Origin of the sequence: Streptomyces melanosporofaciens, from assembly GCF_900105695.1 — a bacterium.
GTDB lineage: Bacteria > Actinomycetota > Actinomycetes > Streptomycetales > Streptomycetaceae > Streptomyces > Streptomyces antimycoticus.
On the sequence record NZ_FNST01000002.1, the window covers coordinates 2,314,882 to 2,337,065 of the forward strand.

At 70.6% G+C, this 22,184-nt stretch carries 18 protein-coding genes, 1 other RNA gene and 3 pseudogenes; 9 read left to right on the forward strand and 13 right to left on the reverse strand.

Annotated features, from left to right (window positions below; translation table 11 throughout):
- Position 1 precedes the first annotated feature (1 nt).
- From BLV72_RS12485 to yicI, 3 genes and pseudogenes are all read left to right on the forward strand, one after another.
- Entirely contained in the window at positions 2-934 is a 933-nt protein-coding gene (locus tag BLV72_RS12485; protein WP_093462241.1) for a carbohydrate ABC transporter permease, read from the forward strand.
- 77 nt (positions 935-1,011) lie between these two features.
- The gene (locus tag BLV72_RS12490) at positions 1,012-1,776 is read left to right on the forward strand and encodes a carbohydrate ABC transporter permease (protein ID WP_093470312.1); all 765 of its coding nucleotides are present in this window, start codon (positions 1,012-1,014) and stop codon (positions 1,774-1,776) included.
- A gap of 13 nt (positions 1,777-1,789) precedes the next feature.
- Positions 1,790-4,056, forward strand: a pseudogene (gene yicI / locus BLV72_RS12495) (alpha-xylosidase).
- Positions 4,057-4,215: 159 nt separating this feature from the next.
- On the opposite strand, the gene dacB reads toward yicI, so the two are convergent.
- Complete coding sequence (gene dacB, locus BLV72_RS12500; protein ID WP_093462243.1) at positions 4,216-5,781, reverse strand: D-alanyl-D-alanine carboxypeptidase/D-alanyl-D-alanine endopeptidase; 1,566 nt, start codon at positions 5,779-5,781, stop codon at positions 4,216-4,218.
- Between the two features lie 140 nt (positions 5,782-5,921).
- On the opposite strand from dacB, the gene BLV72_RS12505 reads away from it, so the two are divergent.
- Positions 5,922-6,323, forward strand: a complete 402-nt coding sequence (locus BLV72_RS12505; RefSeq protein ID WP_093462244.1) for a DUF3592 domain-containing protein — start codon at positions 5,922-5,924, stop codon at positions 6,321-6,323.
- A 35-nt stretch (positions 6,324-6,358) separates the two neighbouring features.
- On the opposite strand, the gene BLV72_RS12510 is transcribed toward BLV72_RS12505, so the two are convergent.
- Complete coding sequence (locus BLV72_RS12510; protein WP_244320740.1) at positions 6,359-7,021, reverse strand: TetR/AcrR family transcriptional regulator; 663 nt, start codon at positions 7,019-7,021, stop codon at positions 6,359-6,361.
- Between the two features lie 98 nt (positions 7,022-7,119).
- Between BLV72_RS12510 and BLV72_RS12515 the strand changes: the two genes are divergently transcribed.
- The gene (locus BLV72_RS12515; protein WP_093462247.1) at positions 7,120-8,046 is read left to right on the forward strand and encodes a zinc-binding dehydrogenase; all 927 of its coding nucleotides are present in this window, start codon (positions 7,120-7,122) and stop codon (positions 8,044-8,046) included.
- Between the two features lie 6 nt (positions 8,047-8,052).
- On the opposite strand, the gene BLV72_RS47285 is transcribed toward BLV72_RS12515, so the two are convergent.
- A complete protein-coding gene (locus tag BLV72_RS47285) occupies positions 8,053-8,325 on the reverse strand; it encodes a hypothetical protein (protein WP_143059769.1) in 273 nt (90 codons plus the stop codon).
- A gap of 18 nt (positions 8,326-8,343) precedes the next feature.
- Between BLV72_RS47285 and BLV72_RS12520 the strand changes: the two are divergent.
- A pseudogene (locus BLV72_RS12520) lies at positions 8,344-9,183 on the forward strand (MvdC/MvdD family ATP grasp protein); the annotation flags it as partial.
- Positions 9,180-10,053, forward strand: a pseudogene (locus BLV72_RS12525) (methyltransferase domain-containing protein). The pseudogenes BLV72_RS12520 and BLV72_RS12525, both read left to right, overlap by 4 nt.
- Before the next feature lie 101 nt (positions 10,054-10,154).
- Here BLV72_RS12525 and BLV72_RS12530 read toward each other — a convergent pair.
- Positions 10,155-10,913: a TetR/AcrR family transcriptional regulator gene (locus tag BLV72_RS12530; protein WP_093462249.1), complete on the reverse strand. Its 759-nt coding sequence runs from the start codon at positions 10,911-10,913 to the stop codon at positions 10,155-10,157.
- A 90-nt stretch (positions 10,914-11,003) separates the two neighbouring features.
- On the opposite strand from BLV72_RS12530, the gene BLV72_RS12535 reads away from it, so the two are divergent.
- Entirely contained in the window at positions 11,004-12,155 is a 1,152-nt protein-coding gene (locus tag BLV72_RS12535) for an FAD-dependent oxidoreductase (RefSeq protein ID WP_093462250.1), read from the forward strand.
- A gap of 57 nt (positions 12,156-12,212) precedes the next feature.
- On the opposite strand, the gene ssrA is transcribed toward BLV72_RS12535, so the two are convergent.
- The 5 genes from ssrA to ftsE form a co-directional block, all read right to left on the reverse strand.
- Positions 12,213-12,582: a transfer-messenger RNA gene (gene ssrA, locus BLV72_RS12540) on the reverse strand.
- A 168-nt stretch (positions 12,583-12,750) separates the two neighbouring features.
- Positions 12,751-13,230 (reverse strand): SsrA-binding protein SmpB, encoded by a 480-nt coding sequence (gene smpB / locus BLV72_RS12545; protein WP_059144536.1) that lies wholly within the window; start codon positions 13,228-13,230, stop codon positions 12,751-12,753.
- A gap of 18 nt (positions 13,231-13,248) precedes the next feature.
- Positions 13,249-14,460, reverse strand: a complete 1,212-nt coding sequence (locus tag BLV72_RS12550; protein ID WP_093462252.1) for a S41 family peptidase — start codon at positions 14,458-14,460, stop codon at positions 13,249-13,251.
- A 68-nt stretch (positions 14,461-14,528) separates the two neighbouring features.
- Entirely contained in the window at positions 14,529-15,440 is a 912-nt protein-coding gene (gene ftsX, locus BLV72_RS12555) for a permease-like cell division protein FtsX (RefSeq protein ID WP_020870885.1), read from the reverse strand.
- Between the two features lie 9 nt (positions 15,441-15,449).
- Positions 15,450-16,139, reverse strand: coding sequence for a cell division ATP-binding protein FtsE (ftsE, locus tag BLV72_RS12560; RefSeq protein ID WP_078641768.1), 690 nt, complete (start codon positions 16,137-16,139; stop codon positions 15,450-15,452).
- Positions 16,140-16,468: 329 nt separating this feature from the next.
- On the opposite strand from ftsE, the gene BLV72_RS12565 reads away from it, so the two are divergent.
- On the forward strand, positions 16,469-16,663 hold the full coding sequence (locus BLV72_RS12565; protein ID WP_059144539.1) for a hypothetical protein: 195 nt from the start codon (positions 16,469-16,471) through the stop codon (positions 16,661-16,663).
- 107 nt (positions 16,664-16,770) lie between these two features.
- On the opposite strand, the gene BLV72_RS12570 is transcribed toward BLV72_RS12565, so the two are convergent.
- From BLV72_RS12570 to BLV72_RS12585, 4 genes are all read right to left on the reverse strand, one after another.
- The gene (locus tag BLV72_RS12570) at positions 16,771-17,436 is read right to left on the reverse strand and encodes a PT domain-containing protein (protein ID WP_093462253.1); all 666 of its coding nucleotides are present in this window, start codon (positions 17,434-17,436) and stop codon (positions 16,771-16,773) included.
- Between the two features lie 291 nt (positions 17,437-17,727).
- Positions 17,728-18,840 carry a peptide chain release factor 2 gene (gene prfB / locus BLV72_RS12575; RefSeq protein WP_093462255.1) on the reverse strand — a complete coding sequence of 371 codons (1,113 nt, stop codon included), beginning with the start codon at positions 18,838-18,840 and terminating at the stop codon, positions 17,728-17,730.
- Positions 18,841-18,880: 40 nt separating this feature from the next.
- Positions 18,881-20,227 (reverse strand): serine/threonine-protein kinase, encoded by a 1,347-nt coding sequence (locus BLV72_RS12580; protein WP_093462256.1) that lies wholly within the window; start codon positions 20,225-20,227, stop codon positions 18,881-18,883.
- A 194-nt stretch (positions 20,228-20,421) separates the two neighbouring features.
- Positions 20,422-22,131: a serine/threonine-protein kinase gene (locus BLV72_RS12585; protein WP_093462258.1), complete on the reverse strand. Its 1,710-nt coding sequence runs from the start codon at positions 22,129-22,131 to the stop codon at positions 20,422-20,424.
- Between the last annotated feature and the right edge of the window lie 53 nt (positions 22,132-22,184).

Below are 22,184 nucleotides of genomic sequence, written 5' to 3' on the forward strand. Positions count from 1 at the left end.
GATGAGCACCCACAGCCCCGGCGCCCCACGCCTACCAGGACGCTCACCGCACCGCCGCGAGTATCCGTACGCCCTGTTCCTGCTCCCCGGCGCGCTGGCCTTCCTCGCCGTCATCGTCGTCCCGTTCCTGATGAACACCGGGATCAGCCTCACCCACTGGCAGGGGGTGGGCAGCCCGAAGTGGGCCGGGCTGGCCAACTACCGCGCCCTGCTGGACGACTCCGCCTTCTGGGAGTCCTTCCGGCACAGCCTGGCGATGGTGGTGGCGATGGCCGTACTCCCCACCGCCCTCGGCCTGGTGCTGGCCGCCGCGCTCTTCGACTACATCGCCAAGCACATCGGCACCCGCACCGCGAGCGTGCTGCGCGCCTGCTTCTATCTGCCGCAGGTGCTGCCGATCGCGGTGGCCGGGATCGTCTGGAGCTGGATCCTCGCCCCGGAGGGCGGCGCGCTGAACGAGGCGCTGGACGCCGTCGGCCTCGGCTCGCTGCGCCATGACTGGCTGGGTGACCCGGACTTCGCGCTGTACAGCGTGATGGCCGTGATGGTCTGGGTCCAGCTCGGCTTTCCGCTGGTGGTCTTCATGGCGGGGCTGCAGCGCGCCGATCCGTCCCTGCACGAGGCGGCCGAGCTGGACGGGGCCTCGTGGTGGCGGCGGTTCTGGCATGTGACGCTGCCGCAGATCCGCCCGGAGATCTCCGTCGTGCTGCTGTGGTGCACCATCGCGGCGCTGAAGGTCTTCGGCGCGGTGTATGTGCTCACCAAGGGCGGGCCCGGTGGGGCCACCAATGTCCCCTCGTACTTCTCCTTCCAGTCGTTCTTCGAGAAGACGCAGGTCGGCTACGGCTCCGCGGTCTCCACCGCCCTCACCGTGATCATCCTGGCGCTGGCCCTGGTGGCCTTGCGCCTGCAAACCCGGGCGGAGGATCAGTAGCGGTGAACGCCCTCAAGCGACACCAGGCCCCGGCCCGCTTTCCGGTACTGGCCGCGCTGGCCGTGGCGGCCGTCCTCATGGTGCTGCCGTTTCTCGTGGTGGCCCTCAACGCGGTGAAATCGCCCGCCGACTACTCCGCGAACGGCCCGCTGAGCCTGCCCGAGGGGATCCACCTCGACGGCCTGAGGGACTTCTGGCAGCGGGTGGACTTCGGCCGGAAGCTGTTCAACTCCGCACTGATCTCGGGCTCGGTGGCGGTGCTCGCAGCGCTGCTGTCGGTGCTCAACGCGTATGCGATCGGCATCGGGCGGGTCAGGGGCCGCCCCTGGGTGCTGGCCTTCTTCGTACTGGCCAACATGCTGCCGCAGGAGGCCCTGGTCTATCCCGTGTACTACCTGTCCAAGCAGGCGGGCCTGTACGACACCCGGCTGAGCGTGATCATCGTCTTCACCGTGATCCAGTCGGCCTTCGGCACCTATCTGCTCTCCTCCGTGCTCGGCGCCTTCCCCAAGGAGGTCATCGAGGCGGCCCGGATCGACGGCGCCAACAAGTGGCAGGTGCTGTGGCGGGTGGTGGTGCCGGTCAGCCGCCCCACCCTCGGGGTGCTGCTGGTCTTCTTCTTCATCTGGACCTGGAACGAGTTCCTGCTGCCCCTGGTGATGCTGATCTCCAACGACAACCAGACGGTCTCGGTGGCGCTCGGCGTCCTCCAGGGCCAGCGGCTGATGGACGCCACCATGACCAACGCGGCCGCCCTGCTCGGGGTGCTCCCCGCGTTCTGTTTCTTCCTGATCTTCCAGCGGACCCTGACCCGTGGCATCGCCATGGGCGCGGTCAAATGACGAGGAGGGCCGCATGAAGTTCAGCGACGGCTACTGGAGGCTGCGCGAGGGCGTCCACGCCGCGTACCCGCAGGGGGTGCTCGATGTGGAGACCGGCCCCGGCACCCTCACCGTCCACGCCCCCACCCATCCCGTCCGCCACCGCGGCGATCTGCTCAAGGGCCCCGCCCTCACCGTGACCTGCACCTCCCCCATGCCCGATGTCATCGCCATCCGGATCACCCACTTCGCCGGCGGGCTGGAGCGCGGCCCGTCCTTCGAGATCGCCCGCCAGGAGTGCGCCGCCGAGGTGAGCTGTGACGCCGAGGAGGCCCGGCTCACCTCCGGCGCGCTCTCGGTGCGCTTCGCCCGCACCGGACCCTGGCGGATGGACCTGGAGGCCGCCGGGCGCACGCTCACCAGCAGCGGCGCCAAGGACATGGGCATCATGGAGACCGCCGAGGGCCACCACCACCTGCGCGAACGGCTCGCGCTGCGGGTCGGCACCTCCGTCTACGGCCTCGGCGAGCGCTTCGGCCCGCTGGTGAGGAACGGCCAGGCCGCCGACATCTGGAACGCCGACGGCGGCACCGCCACCGAACAGGCGTACAAGAACGTCCCGTTCTTCCTCACCGACGCGGGCTACGGCGTCTTCGTCGACCACCCCGGCCGGGTCTCCTTCGAGGTCGGCTCGGAGGCCGTCTCCCGGATCCAGTTCAGCGCCCGGGACCAGGAGCTCACGTACTACGTCATCCACGGCCCCACCCCCAAGGAGATCCTGCGCCGCTACACCGCGCTCACCGGCCGCCCCGCGCTGCCGCCCGCCTGGTCCTTCGGGCTGTGGCTGTCCACCTCCTTCACCACCTCCTACGACGAGGAGACGGTCACCGGCTTCGTCGACGGCATGGCCGAGCGCGGACTGCCGCTGTCCGTCTTCCACTTCGACTGCTTCTGGATGCGCGAGTACCAGTGGTGCGACTTCACCTGGGATCCGCGGGTCTTCCCCGACCCGGAGGGCATGCTGCGCCGGCTGCGCGAACGGGACCTGCGGATCTGCGTCTGGATCAATCCGTACATCGGCCAGCGCTCCCCGCTCTTCGCCGAGGGCAAGGCGGCCGGCCATCTGCTCAAGCGCCCGGACGGCTCGGTGTGGCAGTGGGACCTGTGGCAGCCGGGCATGGCGCTGGTGGACTTCACCGACCCCGACGCCCGCGCCTGGTACGCGGCCAAGCTGACCGCGCTGCTGGACATGGGTGTGGACTGCTTCAAGACCGACTTCGGCGAGCGGGTGCCCACCGATGTGGTGTACGCGGACGGCTCCGACCCCGAGCGGATGCACAACTACTACACCCACCTCTACAACCGCACCGTCCACGAGGCACTGCGCGAGCGGCGTGGGGAGCGCGAGGCGGTGGTCTTCGCACGCTCGGCCACGGCGGGCGGCCAGCGGTTCCCGGTGCACTGGGGCGGCGACTGCGAGTCCACCTACGAGGCGATGGCCGAATCGCTGCGCGGTGGGCTCTCGCTGGGTCTTTCCGGCTTCGGCTTCTGGAGCCATGACATCGGCGGCTTCGAGGGCACCCCGGACCCGGCCCTGTTCAAGCGGTGGATCGCCTTCGGCCTGCTGTCCTCGCACAGCAGACTGCACGGCTCGTCCTCCTACCGGGTGCCGTGGCACTTCGACGAGGAGTCGGTCGAGGTGCTGCGCTTCTTCACCCGGCTGAAGCTGCGGCTGATGCCGTATCTGTACGAGGCGGCGCGGCAGGCGCACACCGAGGGCGTCCCGGTGATGCGCGCCATGGTCCTGGAGTTCCCCGACGACCCGGGATGCGCGGGTCTGGACCGGCAGTACATGCTCGGTGGGGATCTGCTGGTCGCCCCGGTCTTCAACGACGAGGGCGAGGTGAGCTACTACGTGCCCGAGGGCGTCTGGACGCATGTGCCGAGCGGGCGGACGGTGCAGGGCCCGCGCTGGGTGCGCGAGACCCACGGCTTCCGCAGCGTCCCGCTGCTGGCCCGGCCCGGCGCGGTGATCCCGTTCGGGCGGCCGACGACCGCCCCGACGCCGACTGGGCGGACGGGATCACGCTGCGGGTGTACGAACCGGCGGCGGGCCGCCCGGTCACGGTGCGGGTGCCACGCCCCGACGGCACGACGGCCGCCACCTTCACCGTCGTCCGGAACGGGGCGGAGCTGCGCGCCGAGGCCACCGGCACCTCGGCGCCCTGGCGGCTGGAGGTGGCCGGCGGCCCGTCGGCCGAGGCGGCGCCGGGGACGGCGGTACTGACGCTGCCGCTCTGACGCTCCGGCCTGGGCGGCCTCGATGAAGTCCGGTGCCCTTCGGGTGCGCCCCGAAGGGGCGCGGGGCTGTGTCGATGTGCGGCTTTGCCCCGTGGGCGCGACCAGCCACGACACAGCCGCGGTGAACGACCGCACCTCGCGGCACTTCCCGCGGAGCGCTCAGCAGCGCCGGGGCTTGGCCCAGGCGCATTCGAGTCCGGCGTCGGCCGTGGCGCCCCGTACGGCACGGGGCCGCACCGCCTCCGCATGGCCCTCGCCGGACTTCGCGAGCGTCACCACGATCGCGTCCTCCAGGCTCTTCACCGACTCCGCGAGGTAGTTGTTGAGGACGACGCTGTAGACCAGCTCCCTGCCGTCCGCGTCGGTGACATAGCCGGAGAGCGCGGAGGCGCCGGTCAGGGAGCCGGTCTTGCCGCGTGCGTTGCCGGCCGCCGGGGTGGAGCACATCCGCGTCCGCAGCGTGCCGCCCACGGACCGGTCCGGGGCGCAGGCCACCGGCAGCGAGGCGTACCAGTCGGCGTACCAGGGCTGATCGCTCACCGACAGCAGCAGCTCGGTGAGGCGCCCGGCCGCGATGTTGTCCATCCGGGACAGCCCCGAGCCGTCGACCTGGCGCACCGCGCCGGTGTCCACGCCCTGCTTCTTCAGCCAGTCGGCGATGGCGGAGAGCCCCGCGTCCCAGGTTCCGCGACCGGCCGTCTCATAGCCGATGGCCTTGGTGAGCGCCTCGGCGTGGATGTTGTTGGACAGCTTCATGAAGGGGATCAGCAGCTCCTTGAGCGGCATGGAGCGGTGCGCGGCGAGCTGCCGGGCGTCCGCCGGAGTGGCCCGGCCCAGGCGGGTGGGCCCGGCCACGCGGACGCCGTGCCGGTCGAGGGCGTCGCCGAAGACCGAGGCGGCGTAGCCGGTGGGCTCCCAGACGCTGACCCACTCCTTGGCGGTCGCCGCCCCGGCGGGAATCGCGCCGCTGACGGTGATGGTGTTGGAGCCGTGCCCGCGCTCGACGGTGAGGCTGCCGCTTCCGGTGGTCGCGCGGTTGTCGATCCGTACGTAGGAGTTCGGCGGCGTGACGGTGACCTTCGGCCGATCACCGGCGGCGGCGCCCGGGGCGACCTCCACGATGACGCTGCCCGCGTCGTAGTCGGTGTCGGGGGCGAGCGTCAGCGCGGAGATCTGCGCCGCGTAGTACGAGGACTCGTCGTCGGCCGCCCATGAGCGGCCCACCCGCTGCGCATCGAAGCGGGTGTCATCGGCGATCAGCCGCCCGCTGACCTTGGTGATGCCCGCGTCGGCGACGCTCTTGGCCAAGCGGTCGTAGTCCGCGGCGAGCATCGTGGGGTCGCCGGTGCCGCGCAGATACAGATCGCCCCGGAGCGTACGGCCGTGGCGGCTGCCGTCGGTCAGCACATCGGTGCCGAAGCGGTGGTCGGGGCCGAGCAGCCCCATGGCGGCGGCCGAGGTGAACAGCTTGGTGTTGGAGGCGGGCATCAGCCGGTCGTCGGCCCGGTGCCGGTAGAGGGCGGCACCGGAGTCGGCGTCGGCGACCACCACCCCGGCCGCGCCGCCCTTCAGCAGGGGGTCGGCGAGGATGGTGTCGAGGGCGTCGCCGATCCCGGCGCGGGAGGTGTCCGCACCGGCAGGCGAGCTCCAGGTGAGGGTGCAGGCGAGTCCGATGACGAGGGGCCAGATCCAGCCGCTCACACGACGCTTCAGGGGTCTGCTCATGTCACGGGAGGATCCCGCACCCCGTCATTTCGCGACAGAGCGCGCGGGCGGCAACCGAAGCTCCGGATCGACACGTCTCCTGTGGTAGGGGGGATTCGAACGCTTCGAACACCTCGAACACGACGAGAGGCGGTTCATCGATGGCCATGCCCGGAGCCGATCTGCTGTGTATCGCGGTCGGCCTGTTCATCTACGCCTGCGCCGTCCGCGACGCCCGGCTGGTGCGACGGCTGCGCCGCGAGGGACTCCGTACGGAGGGGCTGGTGGTCGCCAACATCGTGGACCGCCGGGACGAGAGCGCGGCCCAGACGCCGGTCATCCGGTTCCACGACCACCAGGGCTACGTGGTGGAGTTCAAGACCGCGATCCAGGGCATCGGGATGGGGCTGGCGACCGGCCGGAGAGTGGGCGTGGTGTACCTCCCGGGCAACTCGCACAAGGCGCGGGTGGACATGCGGCGCCAGTTGGTGGGACCGGCGGTGGGCATGATCCTGATCGGCACGCTCTTCCTCGGCCTCGGCCTGGTGATCGCCTTCGGCTGAAGGTCGGGCCATCGGCACGGCGCGGCGGTAAGCCGTCAGGCGGGCGTAGTCGTGAGCGCGAGGCTGTCGGGGAGGGCGGCGACGGCCTCGCGGAGGCGGACGGCCAGCCCCTCCGTGCTGGGCGGCTCGTCACGTACCACATCAGCCGCCTCTTCGGCCTGTGCCACCCAACTCGCCAGCGCCCCGTGGAACGCGGCGATCAGCATGTCCACCGCCAGCCGCGGCCGCAGATCGCCCGGCCCCCCGAGGCCGAACCGGCGGTGCAGGATCTCCAGCGCCTCCTGGGTGGTGGCCTCGCAGAACTGCAGACCGTGCGCGCCCATCGAGGGGGTCCGCTCGGCCAGTCGCCGGCTGAGCAGCATCCGCCGGGCCCAGCCCTCGTCGTCCATCCGCTCCAGCGCGGCCAGCAGCGCGTCCCGTCCCAGCTCCACCACGGGCAGCGTGCCCGGGTCCGCGGTCTCCAGCTCCTCCAGGAAGGCCCGCCACAGGTCCTGGTCGGGAGCCATCGCGACATCTTCCTTGCTGCTGAAGGTGCGGAAGAAGGTGCGCTTGGAGACCTCCACCTCCTCGCACAGCTCATCCAGCGTCACTCCGCCGAAGCCGCGTCGGGTGAACAGCTCCAGCGCGGTGTCTATCAGGGCCTGACGGGTGCGCCGCTTCTTGCGTTCGCGCAGTGAGGAGTGGGGAGCGGCAGTCACGGCGAAAAGTGTAACCGTCAGCGACGATGCCACTTGCGCGCTTTTGCCACTCAGTGGCATAACTGTGATCGTCACCCTTCATCGAAAGGCGAACCGCCATGCGCGCCCTGCTCGTTGACCACTCCGCCCCCTCCGGCCTCCGCCTCGGCGAGGCCGTCGACCCCGAACCCGCCCCGCACCAGGCGCTGGTCCGGGTGACCGCCACCTCCCTCAACTACGGTGAGGTCGCCCACCGGACCGAGGCACCCGAGGGCACCGTGCTGGGCTGGGACGCCGCCGGAGTGGTCGAGCGCGCGGCCGCCGACGGCTCCGGACCGGCCGCCGGAACCCCCGTCGTCACCCTGGGCGCGGACGGCGGCTGGGCGGAGCTGCGCGCGGTGGACACCGCGATGCTCGGCGTCCCGCCCACCGGCGCCGACCCCGGCGCGATCAGCACCATCCCGGTCGCGGGCGCCAGCGCCCTGCGCGCCCTGCGCCGGATCGGCGACACCCTCGGCCGGCGCATCCTGGTCACGGGCGCCACCGGCGGCGTCGGCCGGTACGCCGTCCAGCTCGCCCGGCTCGGCGGCGCCCATGTCATCGCCTCCACCGGCGACCCGGCCGCCCACGGCGACGGGCTGCGGACACTGGGCGCCCACCAGGTGGTCAGGGACCCGGCCGAGATCGACGAACCGGTGCACGGAGTGGTCGACAACGTCGGCGGCCCGCAGCTCGTGGCGGCGTACGACCGCCTCGCCGCGCACGGCACCCTGGTCTCCGTCGGCCATGTCACAGGCCGGCCCGAGACCTTCCCCTTCGGCGCCCTCTACGGAAACGAAGGCCGCCACGACCGCTCGATCGTCACCTTCTACCTGCTGGACGGCGCCGCTATCGGCCCGGACCTCGGCTGGCTCGCGGAGCGCGTCGCGGCGGGCGACCTGGACCCCCAGATCACCTGGCGCGGCGGCTGGGACCGGGCCGAGGAGGCCGTCACCGCCCTACTGGACCGCCGCCTCCACGGCAAGGCGGTCCTGGACATCGGCTGACGGCCGCTACAGGACAGTGGGCACCGCCCAGTCCTCGCCGGAGGCGCCGGTCCTGACGGTCATCGGCTCTGGCCCTGGCCGGATGCGGCACCACCAGCGGTCATCCGCTCCGGTGAGCCGGTTGGCGTAGATGTAGCCGATGGGCTCACCGGAGTCGTACGCCACCACGGCCTCCCACCCCGGCTCCCCGGCATGCCGCCGCAGCCGCCCCCCGAATGTCTCCGGTGCGTAATGCGGCAGATGGAGCTTGTGCGCCCAGCACTCCTTGTAGATTCCCATCAGGTCATCCCACACGGGCTGACGGTCTCGGCGCGATTCGGTGGCCGCCCGGCCTCCACCTCGATGGCCGGGCGGCTCCGTACCCTGTCGAGGGCCGCCGACCTGGAGCATGTACGGGCGGTGTACTGGCTCCGCCCCGTCTGGCCCGCCTTCGAGCACCTGGACGCGGACGACGCACGCTACGCCGCGGCGCAGGTCCGCCACGGAATCGCTGGCGTCCTTCACGCCCTCGACGGCACGCTATGGGTCAACCACCCCGTCCGCAACGCGGCGGCCGACCACAAACCCGCCCAACTCGCCGCCGCCGTACGCTGCGGGCTCACCGTGCCCGCGACACTGGTGACCAACGACCCTGTCGAGGCACGCAGGTTCATCACCGCGCATCGGCAGGTGATCGCCAAAACCCTGCGATGGACCCCGTACGAGCGAGACGGCGTCGGCCTGACCAGCTGGGCCGAGCCCGTCACCGCCGACGAGGTGGACGACACCGTGGCCGTGGCGCCGCACCTGTTCCAGGCCCGTGTGGACAAGGTGGCCGACCTCCGGGTGCTGATCGTCGGCCGGCAGCCGTTCGCCGTCCGCATCGACTCCGGCCTGCTGGACTGGCGCAAGGACTACTCCGCCCTCTCGTACCGCGTGGTAGACCTGCCGGATCGGCTGGAAAGGGCGCTCTTCGCCTGCCTCGAACAATTCGGCCTCCGCTCCGGGAGCTTCGACCTCGCCCTCGACCGCGACGGCGAACCCCACTGGCTGGAACTGAACCCCAACGGCCAACGGGGGTGGCTGGAGGAGGAGACCGGCCTGCCGATGGCTGCCGCCTTCGCCGACCTACTCGCGCGAGGAGACACCTGCCGATGACACCCGACACCGCACCGGAGCGGCGCACCCTCGCCGACCGGCTCCAGAAGGCAGGAGTCCTCACCCACCCGAAGTGGCGCGCGGCGATCGAGGCCGTACCCCGTGAACTGTTCCTCCAGCCCGGCGTGTTCCTGCCCACCGACGGCGGACGCTGGCGGCCCGTCACCGCCCTCGGCACCGATCCGCCGGATACTCCACATGGACCGTGACCGGCGACGGACTCCTCGGCCACCCCCGCCGCGCCCCCTACGACCGCGTCATCGCCACGTGCGCGCGGTACGCCGCATCCCCCACACCTGGGTACGCCAGACCAAGCCGGGCGGCACCATCCTCACCACCCTCGCGCCCGGATCATGGGCGTACGGCACCGGCCTCGCCAAGGTCTCCGTGAACGAGGACGGCACAGCCGAGGGGCGGGTCATCGGGGAGTCGTCGTTCATGCAGGCCCGCTCCCAGGCTGTCGTACCCCTCGCCGGGGACCTGTCGGCGCGCACCGCCTACGCCGACAGCGAGCGTGCGGCGAAAGTGCCGCCGGCGCTGCTGGAAGAATGGATGCCCGCCTTCCTCGCCCAGCTCGCCGCACCCGGCGCCCAGCTCGTACGCGCCACCCGGAGCGATGGCCGCCGACAGCTCTACGTCTTCGACGCCGACCGCGAATCCTTCGCTGCGTTCACCGAGAACGGCTCCGGCTGGACCGTCCGCCAAGGCGGACCGGTGGCGCTGTGGGACGACATCGAGCGGACGCTCATCGCCTGGCAGGACGCCGGACGCCCCGACATCAGTGCGACGCGGCTGCGCATCACCGCCCGCTCCCATATGTACGGGATCGGCGACAGCCCCGCGCTGCGCTGGGAACACCGCCTCACCTGAGCTCGGGGCCGATCTGGACGAGGAACCCCACCTTGGGCGCGGGGACGGCGGATGGGCGGGCGGTCAAGGCGGCGGTGAAGCCTTTGGCGCGCTGAGGCTGTTCACGGCCGTGGCGGGACCAGCCCCTGCAGCAGCAGGGTGAGGGTGAAGGTGAACCGGTCGTGTCCGGTGCCCGAGGTGAGCTCCCGCGCATGGGCGACGGTATGGGGGAACAGGTCGGGCGGCAGCATCCGAAGCCGCTCCTCGATCTCGGCGCGGTCGATCACCCGGCCGTCGGCGTCCTCACTCTGCCGCCGGGCCATGGATGCCTCCAGGCAGTAGCCCGTGATGTAGAGGAAGGCCGCGTCGCCGGCCCAGGCCGCCTGTCGGGCGGGCGCGCCACTGGCGAGCAGGATCGCGAGCATCCCCTCGCCGACCCGCAGAGTCGCCAGATCGGCGGGCACCACGGTGAGAGCGGCCTGCGCGATACCGGGGTAGCGCAGAAACTGATCGCGGAGCTGTGCGCACACGTCCATGAACTGGTCCCGCCAGCACGCGGGATCCGGTGCGGGGAGAGCGACCTGGGAGCACAGCCTGCCGATGAGCAGGTCACCGAGCTCCGCCCGGTTGCGCACATGCGCGTACAACGACGCGGGGCCGGTCCCGAGCCTTGTCGCGACCATGCGCATCGTCAGATCCTCGAAGCCGCCCGCCTCCACGGCCTGGAGAGCGGCGTCGAGGATGCGCTCCACCGTGATGGGGGTCTTCTCCCGGCCGGCGGCCCGGCGCGCGCCGGTTTCCGAGGCGGCGTCCTTGGCCGAGATCAGCGCCGCCCACTGATCCCGGGAGATCGCGTCACGCGCTGCCCGTCGTCCTGCCACGGCGCCACCCTACCCGTTGACGAACAATGGTCGTCACCAGAACAATGTTCGTCGTACGTTGGCGGGCGAGCCAACGCGAAAGGAATCACCATGACGACCTCGGTCTCGATCATCGGCGCCGGCCTCGGCGGACTCACGCTCGCCCGGATCCTGCACCTCCACAACATCCCCGCCACCGTCTACGAGGCGGAGAAGTCCGCAGGCGTCCGCACCCAGGGAGGACAGCTCGACCTCCATGAAGAGGACGGTCAGCTCGCCCTGGAGATGGCCGGGCTCACCGAGGAGTACCGCTCGATCATCCACCGAGGCGGCGGCGCACGACGGGTCGTCGACGAGCAGGGACGCGTGGTCGTCGATCGGCCGGACGACGGCTCCCTGACACGGCCGGAAACACTGCGCGGTGACATCCGCCGGATCCTGCTCGCCTCACTGCCGCCCGGCACGGTGCGATGGGGCAAGAAGCTCGTCTCGGCGACCCCCGTCGGAGACGGACGACACCAGATGTCGTTCGTGGATGGCTCGTCGGCCGTGTCCGACGTCCTCGTGGGCGCCGACGGGGTCTGGTCCAGGGTCCGGGCGCTCCTGTCGGACGAGCGGCCGGTGTACTCGGGCATGAGCTACGTCGACACCTCCCTTCACGACGTCGATGTGGCCCACCCGCGCGTAGCCGGTCTCGTCGGGAACGGCGCCCTGTACGCCCTGGTCCCGGGCAAAGGATTGCTCGTCCACCGTGAAGCCGGTGACGTCGTCCACACCTACGTCGTGCTGCACCGTCCGGTGGAGTGGTTCGATGCGATCGACTTCACCGACGCCCCGGCGGCGAAGGCACGGGTGGCGGCGGAGTTCGACGGCTGGGCACCGGAACTGCTGGCCTTGATCACCGACGGCGAGTCCGCCCCCGTCCTGCGCAGCATCTACGAGCTGCCGGACGACCACCGATGGGACCGGGTCCCCGGCGTCACACTCCTCGGCGACGCGGCACACGCGACCGTCCCCGGAGGAGACGGGGCCAATCTCGCGATGCTCGACGGCGCCGAACTCGGTACGGCGATCGCGGCCCACCCCGACGACATCGAGCAGGCCCTCGCCGACTACGAGAGCAGAATGTTCCCCCGGAGCCGGAAGGCGGCTGCCGCCGCCCACCGCACCATCGACTTCGTCTTCGGCGCCAACGCCCCCGCCGGGGTCATCAGCCTGTTCTCGGAAGCCGCTCGATCGCCGGGCTCGTCCGAGCACCGATGAGCACCGGAACACGACGAGGGCCCCGCCGGGTGGCGGGGCCCTCGTCGTACATGGGATGAGTGGAGATGGCGGGAATCGAACCCGCGTCCACCGGTGTGGAATCAGGACTTCTCCGAGCGCAGTCCGCTGTGATTTTCTCGGCCCCGGAGATCACGCGGACAAGTCTCCGACGGGCTCAGTCACTGTTTGATTTCCCACTACGCCCCGTGACCGGGCTTAGTGGTTTAGTTCCCTAGCTGATGCCAGGATCCGGGTCGGGAACAGCCCCGGGCTGACACTTCGCAAGTCGCTACTTAGGCAGCGAGGGCGAAGGAATCGCGCTTGGTGTTGGCGATTATTGGTTGCGACATATGGTTAACGAGATCATTGCCGCTTCCTCGGCTCGCTTCTCCTGCTTCGACAGCCGCTGTCGAAACCGATCATCCCCATGTGCACTCTGTTCAATTAGGTACTGCTTCAAAAGGTGGTGCCGCGCCCTCGGAGGGGCACAGCGCCATCATAGGTGAACAACGCGCGACGGGGCCACATCATTCCCGTCGCCGGGGCAGCGTGCCCGGCTGGTGAGGCCCGCGGGCAGAGCAGGCCCGCTGGCCGGTCAGGCCCGCTGCCGCCGCCGCGCCGCGGACATCGCCCGCTCGGACTCCCGGCGGTCCTGCCGCTCGCGGAGCGTCTGGCGCTTGTCGTACTCCTTCTTACCCTTGGCCAGCGCGATCTCGACCTTGGCCCGGCCGTCCTTGAAGTACAGGGCCAGCGGCACCAGGGTGTGCCCGGTCTCCTGCGTCTTGCCGATGAGCTTGTCGATCTCCGCCCGGTGCAGCAGCAGCTTCCGTCGGCGGCGCGCCGAGTGGTTGGTCCACGTCCCCTGGCTGTACTCGGGGATGTGCACGTTGTGCAGCCATGCCTCGCCGCCGTCGAGCTGAGCGAAGCCGTCCACGAGCGAGGCACGCCCCTGGCGCAGCGACTTCACCTCGGTCCCGGTCAGCACCAGACCGCACTCGTACGTATCCATGATGTGATAGTCGTGCCGCGCCTTCTTGTTCTGCGCGATCAGCTTGCGACCCGTCTCTTTAGCCATAGCCAGGCCATTCTCGCACTAGGACCCACCCCCGAGGCCACTCAATACCGTGCGCGCCCGCGCCTCGGCCGACGGACCGTCGTCGCCCTTGACCCTCAGGTCCGGCTCGATGCCCTCGCCGTCGACGTTCCGCCCGGCCGGGGTGCGGTAGTGGCCCACGGTGAGCTCGGCGACCGAGCCGTCGGGCAGTTCGCTCGGCATCTGCACCGAGCCCTTGCCGAAGGTGCGGGAGCCCACGACCACGGCGCGGCCGCGGTCCTGCAGGGCGCCGGTGAGCAGCTCGGCGGCGCTCATGGTGCCGCCGTCGACCAGCACCACCAGCGGGCTGTCGGTGTCGCCGCCCGGCCGCGCGTCGAGAACTCGCTGGTCACCACGGACGTCATAGGTGGCGACCAGGCCACCGTCGAGAAGGGAGGAAGCGGCGGTGACGGCCTCGGAGACCAGCCCGCCGGAGTTGCCCCGCAGATCGAGCAGGATGCCGTCGCCCCGGGGGGTGGAGCGCACCGCCCGCCGGATCCGCTCGCCGGTGCCCTTGGTGAACGAGTCGACCTTGATCCGGACGGCGCCGGGTCTATGGGCGTCGTAGCCGCTGAGCCGGTCGACGGTCACCGGGTCGGTGGTCAGCCGGGCCCGGCGGAGCTCTTGCGTCCACTTCTGTCCGCCACGCCGCAGCCCGAGCTCCACCCGGGTGCCCGGGGAGCCGTCGGCGGGACCGCGCAGCAGGGCCACGACCTCGGTGACCGGTCGCCCGGTCACGTTCTTGCCGTCGATCGTGCGCAGCCGGTCACCGGCCCGGATCCCGGCCTTCTGGGCGGGGCTGCCGGGCTCGACGCGCTCGACCGCGATCCGTCCCTGGGCGTCCCGGTGGGCGGAGATCCCGACGCCGACGTACGTACCGTCGAGCTTCTGGCGGAACCCCTCGTACTCACGGGCGCTGTAGACCGCGCCCCACCGGTCTCCGCTGCGGCTGACCACCTCACGGGCGGCCTTCGAACCGGACTTCCCGTCCTCCTGGGCCGCGGCCGCGGCCGCCTTGACCTGGTCGCTCTCGACCGCGCCGACATAGGCACGAGCGGGCATCCCGGCGGGCTGGGGGTCCTTGCGCGGTCCGGGCTCGGCGCCCCAGGAACCGACGGCCGCCCCGGTGGCGAGCACGCTCACGAAGACCAATGTCAGGGCGGCCCCGTGGCGAATGCGGCGGGGATGGACGAACAAACACGGGCCCGACATGCCGGTGAGTGTAGGGCACCAACAGGCGCCGTACCGGGGGTTGTCCGGTACGGCGCCGTAGGCGAATGTCACACCTTGAGGTACTTGCGCAACGCGAAGAACGCCGCGAGCGCGGGCATGAGCAGGCCAATCGCGAGCACCAGCGGCAGCTTGGCGAGCACCGCGTCCCAGCCGATGAAGTTGATCACATCGATCTTGTCCACCAGCCAGTTGTTGACCAGGAAGTACTGCCCGCTCACCAGCAGTACACAGGCGAAGCCCGCGCCCAACAGCCCCGCGATGGCGGCCTCCATGATGAACGGCATCTGGATATAGAAGCTGGACGCGCCGACCAATCGCATGATCCCGGTCTCCCGGCGGCGGCTGAACGCCGACACCCGCACCGTGTTGACGATCAGCATCAACGCGACGATCAGCATCAGCGTCATCACGCCGAGCGCCGCGAAGTTCATGCCGTTGAGCAGATTGAACAGGTCGTCGACCAGGGCCTTTTGATCCTGGACCTCCTGCACCCCGGGGCGGGCGGCGAAGGCCGTGGAGATGACGTCATAGCGCTCGGGGTCCTTCAGCTTGATACGGAAGGACTCCTGCATCTGGTCCGGAGTCAGGGAATCGGCCAGCGGCGAGTCGCCGAACTGCTCCTTGTAGTGCTTGTACGCCTCCTCACTGGTCTCGAAGTGCACCGACTCGACGATGTTCATCTGCTTGAGCTCGGACTCGATCTCCTGCTTCTGGGCCTCGGTGACCGCACCCTTGGCGCAGTTGGCCGAGGTCTCCTTGTCGTTCTTATTGCAGAGGAAGATCGAGACGTTGACCTTGTCGTACCAGTAGCCCTTCATCGTGCTCACCTGCTCGCGCATGAGCAGGGACCCGCCGAACAGGGCGAGCGAGAGGGCGACGGAGACGATGACCGCGAAGGTCATCGTGAGATTCCGGCGGAGACCGACGCCGATCTCCGACAGGACGAACTGGGCGCGCATGGCGTCCTTTCAGTGCTGGTAGCCGTAGACGCCGCGGGACTGGTCGCGGACGAGGCGGCCCTTCTCAAGTTCGATCACGCGCTTGCGCATCTGGTCCACGATCTGCTGGTCGTGTGTCGCCATGACGACAGTGGTGCCGGTCCGGTTGATCCGGTCCAGCAGCTTCATGATGCCGACGGACGTCTGCGGGTCCAGGTTTCCCGTCGGCTCGTCGGCGATCAGCAGCATCGGACGGTTGACGAACGCGCGGGCGATGGCCACCCGCTGCTGTTCACCACCGGAGAGCTCGCCGGGCATACGGTCGTCTTTACCGCCCAGTCCCACCAGATCGAGCACCTCGGGGACGGTTTTCCGAATGGCGGTGCGCGGCTTGCCGATCACCTCGAGCGCGAAGGCGACATTCTCCCCGACCGTCTTGTTGGGGAGCAGCCGGAAATCCTGGAAGACGGTCCCCAACTGGCGGCGCATCTGCGGCACCTTCCAGTTGGACAGCCGCGCGAGATCCTTGCCCAGCACATGGACCGCGCCATGGCTGGCGCGCTCCTCGCGGAGGAGCAACCGGAGGAAAGTGGACTTCCCCGACCCCGAGGAGCCCACGAGGAAGACGAACTCGCCCTTCTCGATCTCGAGCGAGACATCCCGGAGTGCGGGACGGTTCTGCTTGGGGTATGTCTTGGATACGTTGTCGAATCGGATCACTGGAGCACCACGGTGACCTGGGTAGCGGTACGGGCTGCAGCCGAAGCGGCTCCCGTCGGTGAGCGTGACCATACGCGAAGCGCGCATGGGCGCGCAGTCCACCGTCCGGCGTGGGTGGGTTTCTTCACTGCACTATTGGGGTCAAACGGTTGACAAACCGCCTGTCGTGGCGGCTGAAACGGCCACGAAACCGGTACGGATGCGGCACGGAATCGTGCGGGGCGCGCCGAACCGGACGGAAGCTGGCACAGTGGAAGGGGAACAAACCCATTTCGCTGGGCGTTGGTCCCGTGTCTACTGCGGCACCGCCGCGCGGGAGGAGAAAGCGCATGACGTACGACAGGCTCGTCTGCGCCAACTGCGCGAGCCCCGTCAGCGAGGGCCGCTGCCCGGTCTGCCGGGCCAGCAGGGAGCGCCTGCAGCAGGACGGCATCTTCGGTGGGCTGACGCCGGCCGCGTTGATAGCGCTGCTGGTGGCGCTCATCGCGGTGGCCGTGCTCGCGCATGAGATGGCGACCGCGTAACCGAGCGTTACGCAGACTATACGCCGGGTGTGACACACCCTCTGAACGCACAAGGGGCCCGGAGCTCTGGAGAGCTCCGGGCCCCTTGCTGTGCGCAGAGCCCGCGATCAGGCCACGTTGTTGCGGTTCACCAGACGCGGCACAAAGCGGAAGCCGATACCGCCGGCGATCATCGTCGCGGCGCCGACCAGCAGGAACGTGGTCTCGGAGGAACCGGTCTCGGCCAGCTGCTCCTTGGCCTTGCCCTGCTCCACCGGCTTGGAGCCGACGTTGTCGGTGCCGGTGTTGTCGTCGCAGTTGGTGCTGTCGAGGTCCACCGTGCAGGTGCTCTCGTCGCCACCACCGCTGCCGCCACCCTGGCCGGGCGAGCTCGGATCGGCGGTCGGCTCGTCGGTGGGCTCATCCGTCGGCGGCTGAGTGGGCTCATCCGTCGGCTCGTCCGTCGGCTCACCGGTCGGCGGCTGAGTCGGGTCGTCGGTGGGCGGGTCGGTCGGCTCGTCCGTGGGCGGGTCGGTCGGCTCGTCGGTCGGCTCGCCCGTCGGGATCGAGGTCGGCTCGTCGGTCGGCTCGTCGGTCGGCTTGCCGTGGCCGTTGCCGATGCCGACACCGACGTCCAGGCCCTTCTCGTCCGCGTTGGCGGAAACGTTCACACCGCCGATACCGACATCCACACCAACGGCCGATGCGGCGCCGGCGGCGGTGAGCGATGCGCCGGCGGCGATCACCGCACCGGCAGCTATGCGCGCAACGCGCAGCCGCGTCTTTTTCGTCATCTGCCTGCTACCCCCAGTAGCTGTACTCGTGAATGGAGCAGCTATGCACGGGGCAACGGCTCGGGGTGTCGCATTCTCCGCGGTCCCCATCCCTCTGAGGCGGTCCGCCGGCCCCCGTTCACACGCGCCCCAGTCATACGCATGCCGCGCGTCAGCCTTCCCAGTTTTCAGATCATCGTCAAGGCCATTGCATGCGAGATGTCCGCTATGGAAGTGGATGCGGCATGCATGGGTACAGGACTGTGACCAAAACCGCGGTGTACGGGGCCCGTTGGGGGCGGAGCGGGAAGGTTACTTCCCCTGCTCCTGCTGCTTGCGCCAGCGGATCCCGGCCTCCAGGAAGCCGTCGAGCTCACCGTCGAGCACCGCCTGCGGATTGCCGACCTCGAACTCGGTGCGCAGGTCCTTGACCATCTGGTACGGGTGCAGGACGTACGAACGCATCTGGTTGCCCCAGGAATTGCCGCCGTCGCCCTTGAGCGCGTCCATCTTGGCCTGCTCCTCCTGGCGGCGCCGCTCGAGCAGCTTGGCCTGGAGGACGTTCATCGCGGTCGCCTTGTTCTGGATCTGCGAGCGCTCGTTCTGACAGGAGACGACGATGCCGGTGGGGATGTGGGTCAACCGCACCGCGGAGTCGGTGGTGTTGACGCCCTGGCCGCCGGGGCCCGAGGAGCGGTAGACATCCACCCGCAGCTCGGACTCGTCGATCTCGATGTGGTCGGTCTGCTCGACGACCGGCAGCACCTCGACGCCCGCGAAGGAGGTCTGGCGGCGGCCCTGGTTGTCGAACGGCGAGATCCGCACCAGGCGGTGGGTGCCCTGCTCGACCGAGAGCGTCCCGTAGGCGTACGGGATCTGCACGGCGAAGGTGGTCGACTTGATGCCGGCCTCCTCCGCGTACGACGTCTCGTAGATCTCGGTCTTGTAGCCGTGACGCTCGGCCCAGCGCAGATACATCCGCTGGAGCTGCTCGGCGAAGTCGGCGGCGTCCACCCCGCCCGCCTCGGCGCGGATGTTCACGACCGCCTCACGGGAGTCGTACTCGCCGGACAGGAGGGTGCGCACCTCCATCTCGTCGACCGCCTTGCGCACGGCCTCCAGCTCGGCCTCGGCCTCGGCGCGGGCGTCCGCGTCGCCCTCGTCGGCGGCGAGCTCGAACAGCACCTCGAGATCGTCGATCCGGCCGCGCAGCTCCTCGGCCCGGCGCAGGTGCCCCTGGAGATAGGAGAGCTTGCTGGTGACCTTCTGCGCGTTCTCCGGGTCGTCCCACAGGGACGGGGCCGCCGCCTGCTCCTCGAGCACGGCGATGTCGGCCCTCATCTTGTCGAGGTCCAGGACGGCCTCGATCGACCCCATGGTCGAGGAGAGGGACTTCAGCTCTTCGGATACATCGACGACTGCCACGGGACCAGCGTAACCGCTACCGAAGACTGACCGTCCCCGGTCATGGCGTACCGGGGTCCTGGGAGGCGGAGTGCTCGCCGCCCTTGGGCGGATCGCCGCCGTCGTCGCCGCCCGCCACCAGCCAGCCGCCGAGCCCCACCGCGACCAGGGCGGCCAGCGTGATCGCGGCCACCTTGAGCCTGCGGCGGCGCAGCGCGCCCGCGACCGCGGGGTTACGGGCCGAGCCCGCCCGGCGCTGGCCGTGCACCCGGGGGGCGCGGGCGGTGCCGTGGGCGCCGCCCGCGAGCTCGTCCGCGCTGGGCACGCGCATGCTGGTGTGGGTCTCGCGGCTGGAGTCCGGCACCGCGCCGGGGACCAGGGGCACCGCGCCGCGCCGCCGCGAGGTCGTGTGTACTGGGCCGGAGCCGGGCCCGGCGGGCACCGAGACGCCGCGGTGCGGGGTCGCCGCCTCCGCGCCCTCCCGCCGCTCGCCCTCCTGCTGCTCATCGGGCTCGTCGATGTCCAGCGGCGGATATCCGGCCAGGCTGGGCAGCAGCTCACGCAGCCGGGTGGCCAGCTCGGAGGCACGCAGCCGGGAGGCCGGCGCCTTGGCCAGGCACTGGAGGAGGAGCTGCCACAGCTCGTCGGGGATCCCGGGCAGCGGCGCCACGGTCTCGGTCACATGGCGGCGCAGGATCGCGCCCGGATGGCCGCCGCCGAAGGGCGTGAAGCCGGCCAGCATCTCGTAGAGGACCGTCGCGAGGGCGTACACATCCACGCTGGCCCGGGGCGGCAGCCCCTCGACGATCTCGGGGGCCAGATAGTCCGGGGTGCCGATCACGCTGCGCGGGTTCGGCGAGCGGCCCTGGGAGGAGGCCCGGTCGCGGGCCGGCTGGGCGCGGATCGGGGTCGGCTCGTCCACCAGGCGGGCGATGCCGAAGTCGGTGAGCAGGGCGGGGTGCGCACCGCCGGGGCCGAGCGGGCCCCCCATGTCCAGCAGTACGTTCTCCGGCTTGACGTCGCGGTGGACGACCCCGGCGGCGTGCGCGGCGGACAGCGCGTCGGCGACGTCCACCGCGATCGCCACGGCGGCCTCGGGCGCGAGCCGGCGCTCGCGGTCGAGGCGGGTGCGCAGATCCGTACCGCGGATCAGGTCCATGACCAGCGCGAGGTCATTGCCGTCGACCACCAGGTCACGCACCCCGACCACCCGGGGGTGGTCGAGGCCGAGCAGTACGGTGCGCTCCTGGACGAAGCGCTCCACGAGCTCCTGGTCGGAGGAGAGGTCCTCACGCAGGAGCTTGATGGCGACGGGGCCCTCGGGTCCCTCGCCCAGCCACACCGTGCCGGCGCTGCCGCGCCCCAGGAGCTGGTGCGCGGTGTACCGACTGCCGATCTTCCGTGACAAGACTGCTCCGAATCCTCCGACAAGGGGGGCACGTTGGCGACAAAGCTACGCGGCTACTGGCGCGTTGGGTGCACCAGACAACGCCAACTGTCACTTCTGCGGCGGAAAACACCCTTCGGATGTCGACAAATCACCGGAGTCGGAGGTGGGGAGGCGAGGATCGGGCCGAGAGTCGGCCCGGGACCGGGGGCGGATCAGCTGCTGGGACCGCCGAGATCCTCGATCCACTTCTGGACGTCCTTGGCCCAGCCGGTGACCGCGTCCCAGTAGCTCTGCCCCTCGGCGATCCAGTCCTTGAGCGGGGTCAGCTCCCAGACCAGCCAGGAGCCGATGATCAGGACCACGATCACGAACAGACAGCCCTTGAGGCACCCCAGACCCGGGATCTTCATCCGGTTGGGGCTGGAACCGCGCTGCCGGGGCTCCCCGCGCGGCTCCGGCTGCTGCGGCGGCGGGGCGTAGCGCTGCGGCTGGGGCTGCTGGGGGTGGTGCGGCGCCGGGGCGTACTGCTGCGGCTGCTGCTGGGCGTACGGCGGCGGCTCCTGGCGGCCCCGCCGGCGCTGGGGCGGCTGCTGGGGCTGCTGATACTGCTGCGGCTGCTGGTATTGCTGCTGCTGATACGGCTGCTGGGGCGCGGCGCGGTGCGGGCGGCGGCGCAGCGGGTCCTGGCTCGGGTCGAGGTACTGGACCTGGGTCTGCTCATTGCGGTCGCGGGCCGCGCGCAGCTGGTTCTGCCAGGGGTGCGGATCGTCCTGGCCCGGCGGCACGGGCGGCATGGCGCGCGTCGGATCGGCGCCTCCGGCCGGTCCCGAGCCGCTCGGCAGCACCTGGGTGGGGTCGGCATTGCCCCCGGCGTTCGCCCCGGTGGTCGGCATCACATTGGTGGCCGCGGCCGGGTCGTACGAGGGGGTGCCCCCCGGTGCGTTCGGGAGCACCTGGGTCGGGTCGGCCGAGTCCGCGGGCGCGGTGTCCGGGACCGGCGCGGGCGCCGGGTCCGGGGCGAGCAGCGCGGCGACGCCGAGCGCCGCCTCGGCCTGCGCGGCGGAGGCGTGCACCCCGACACCGGCGGCGACCACGCGCAGCGCACGGGCCAGGCTCTCGGCGCTGGGGCGCTCCTCGGGCCGCTTGCGCAGACAGCGCTCTATGACGGTCCACAGCGGCTCGGGCACGGTCGAGGGGCGGCGCGGCTCCTCGCTGAGGTGGCGGTGGAGGACCTCGAGGGCGGTGTTGCCGGCGAACGGCGGACGGCCGGTGACCAGCTCGTAGAGCATGATGCCCGCGCCGTAGATGTCCACCGCGGAGGTCTGCGGACGGCCCTCGGCGGACTCCGGCGCCACATAGGCGGGGGTGCCGACGAACTCCTGGGTGCGGGTGAGGCCGGGCGAGTCGGCGAGGCGCGCGATGCCGAAGTCGGTCAGCATCGGGTGCATCTCCTGGCCCTCACCGGTGCCCGCGAGCAGCACGTTGGCGGGCTTGAGGTCGCGGTGCACGACGCCGTCGGCGTGGCTGGCGGCGAGCGCGTCCGCGATCTGGGCGGTGAGCAGGGATGCGGCGACGGGGGTGAACGGGCCGTTGCTGCGCAGGTATTTGTGCAGATCCGGGCCGTCGATCAGGTCCATGACCAGGGCCAGCAGATCACCCTCGACCACCAGGTCACGGGTGCGGACGATATTGGGGTGGGTGAGCCGCAGCAGCACCGAGCGCTCGCGGAGAAAGCGCATGACGATGTCCGCGTCGTTCGCGAGCTCCTCCTTGAGGACCTTGATCGCGACGGTCTCGCCGGGCTGCCCGGCCACGGCGGCCTCGGCCCCCGCCGCCTCCCGCTGGCTGGCCCGCCATACGGTGCCCGTGGCTCCGCGCCCGAGCGGCTCCTCGAGCAGGTACTTGCTGCCTACCGGCCGCACGTCATGCGCTCCCTGATCGTGGTCTTACATCGGTGGTCTGCGATGGTCTGCTT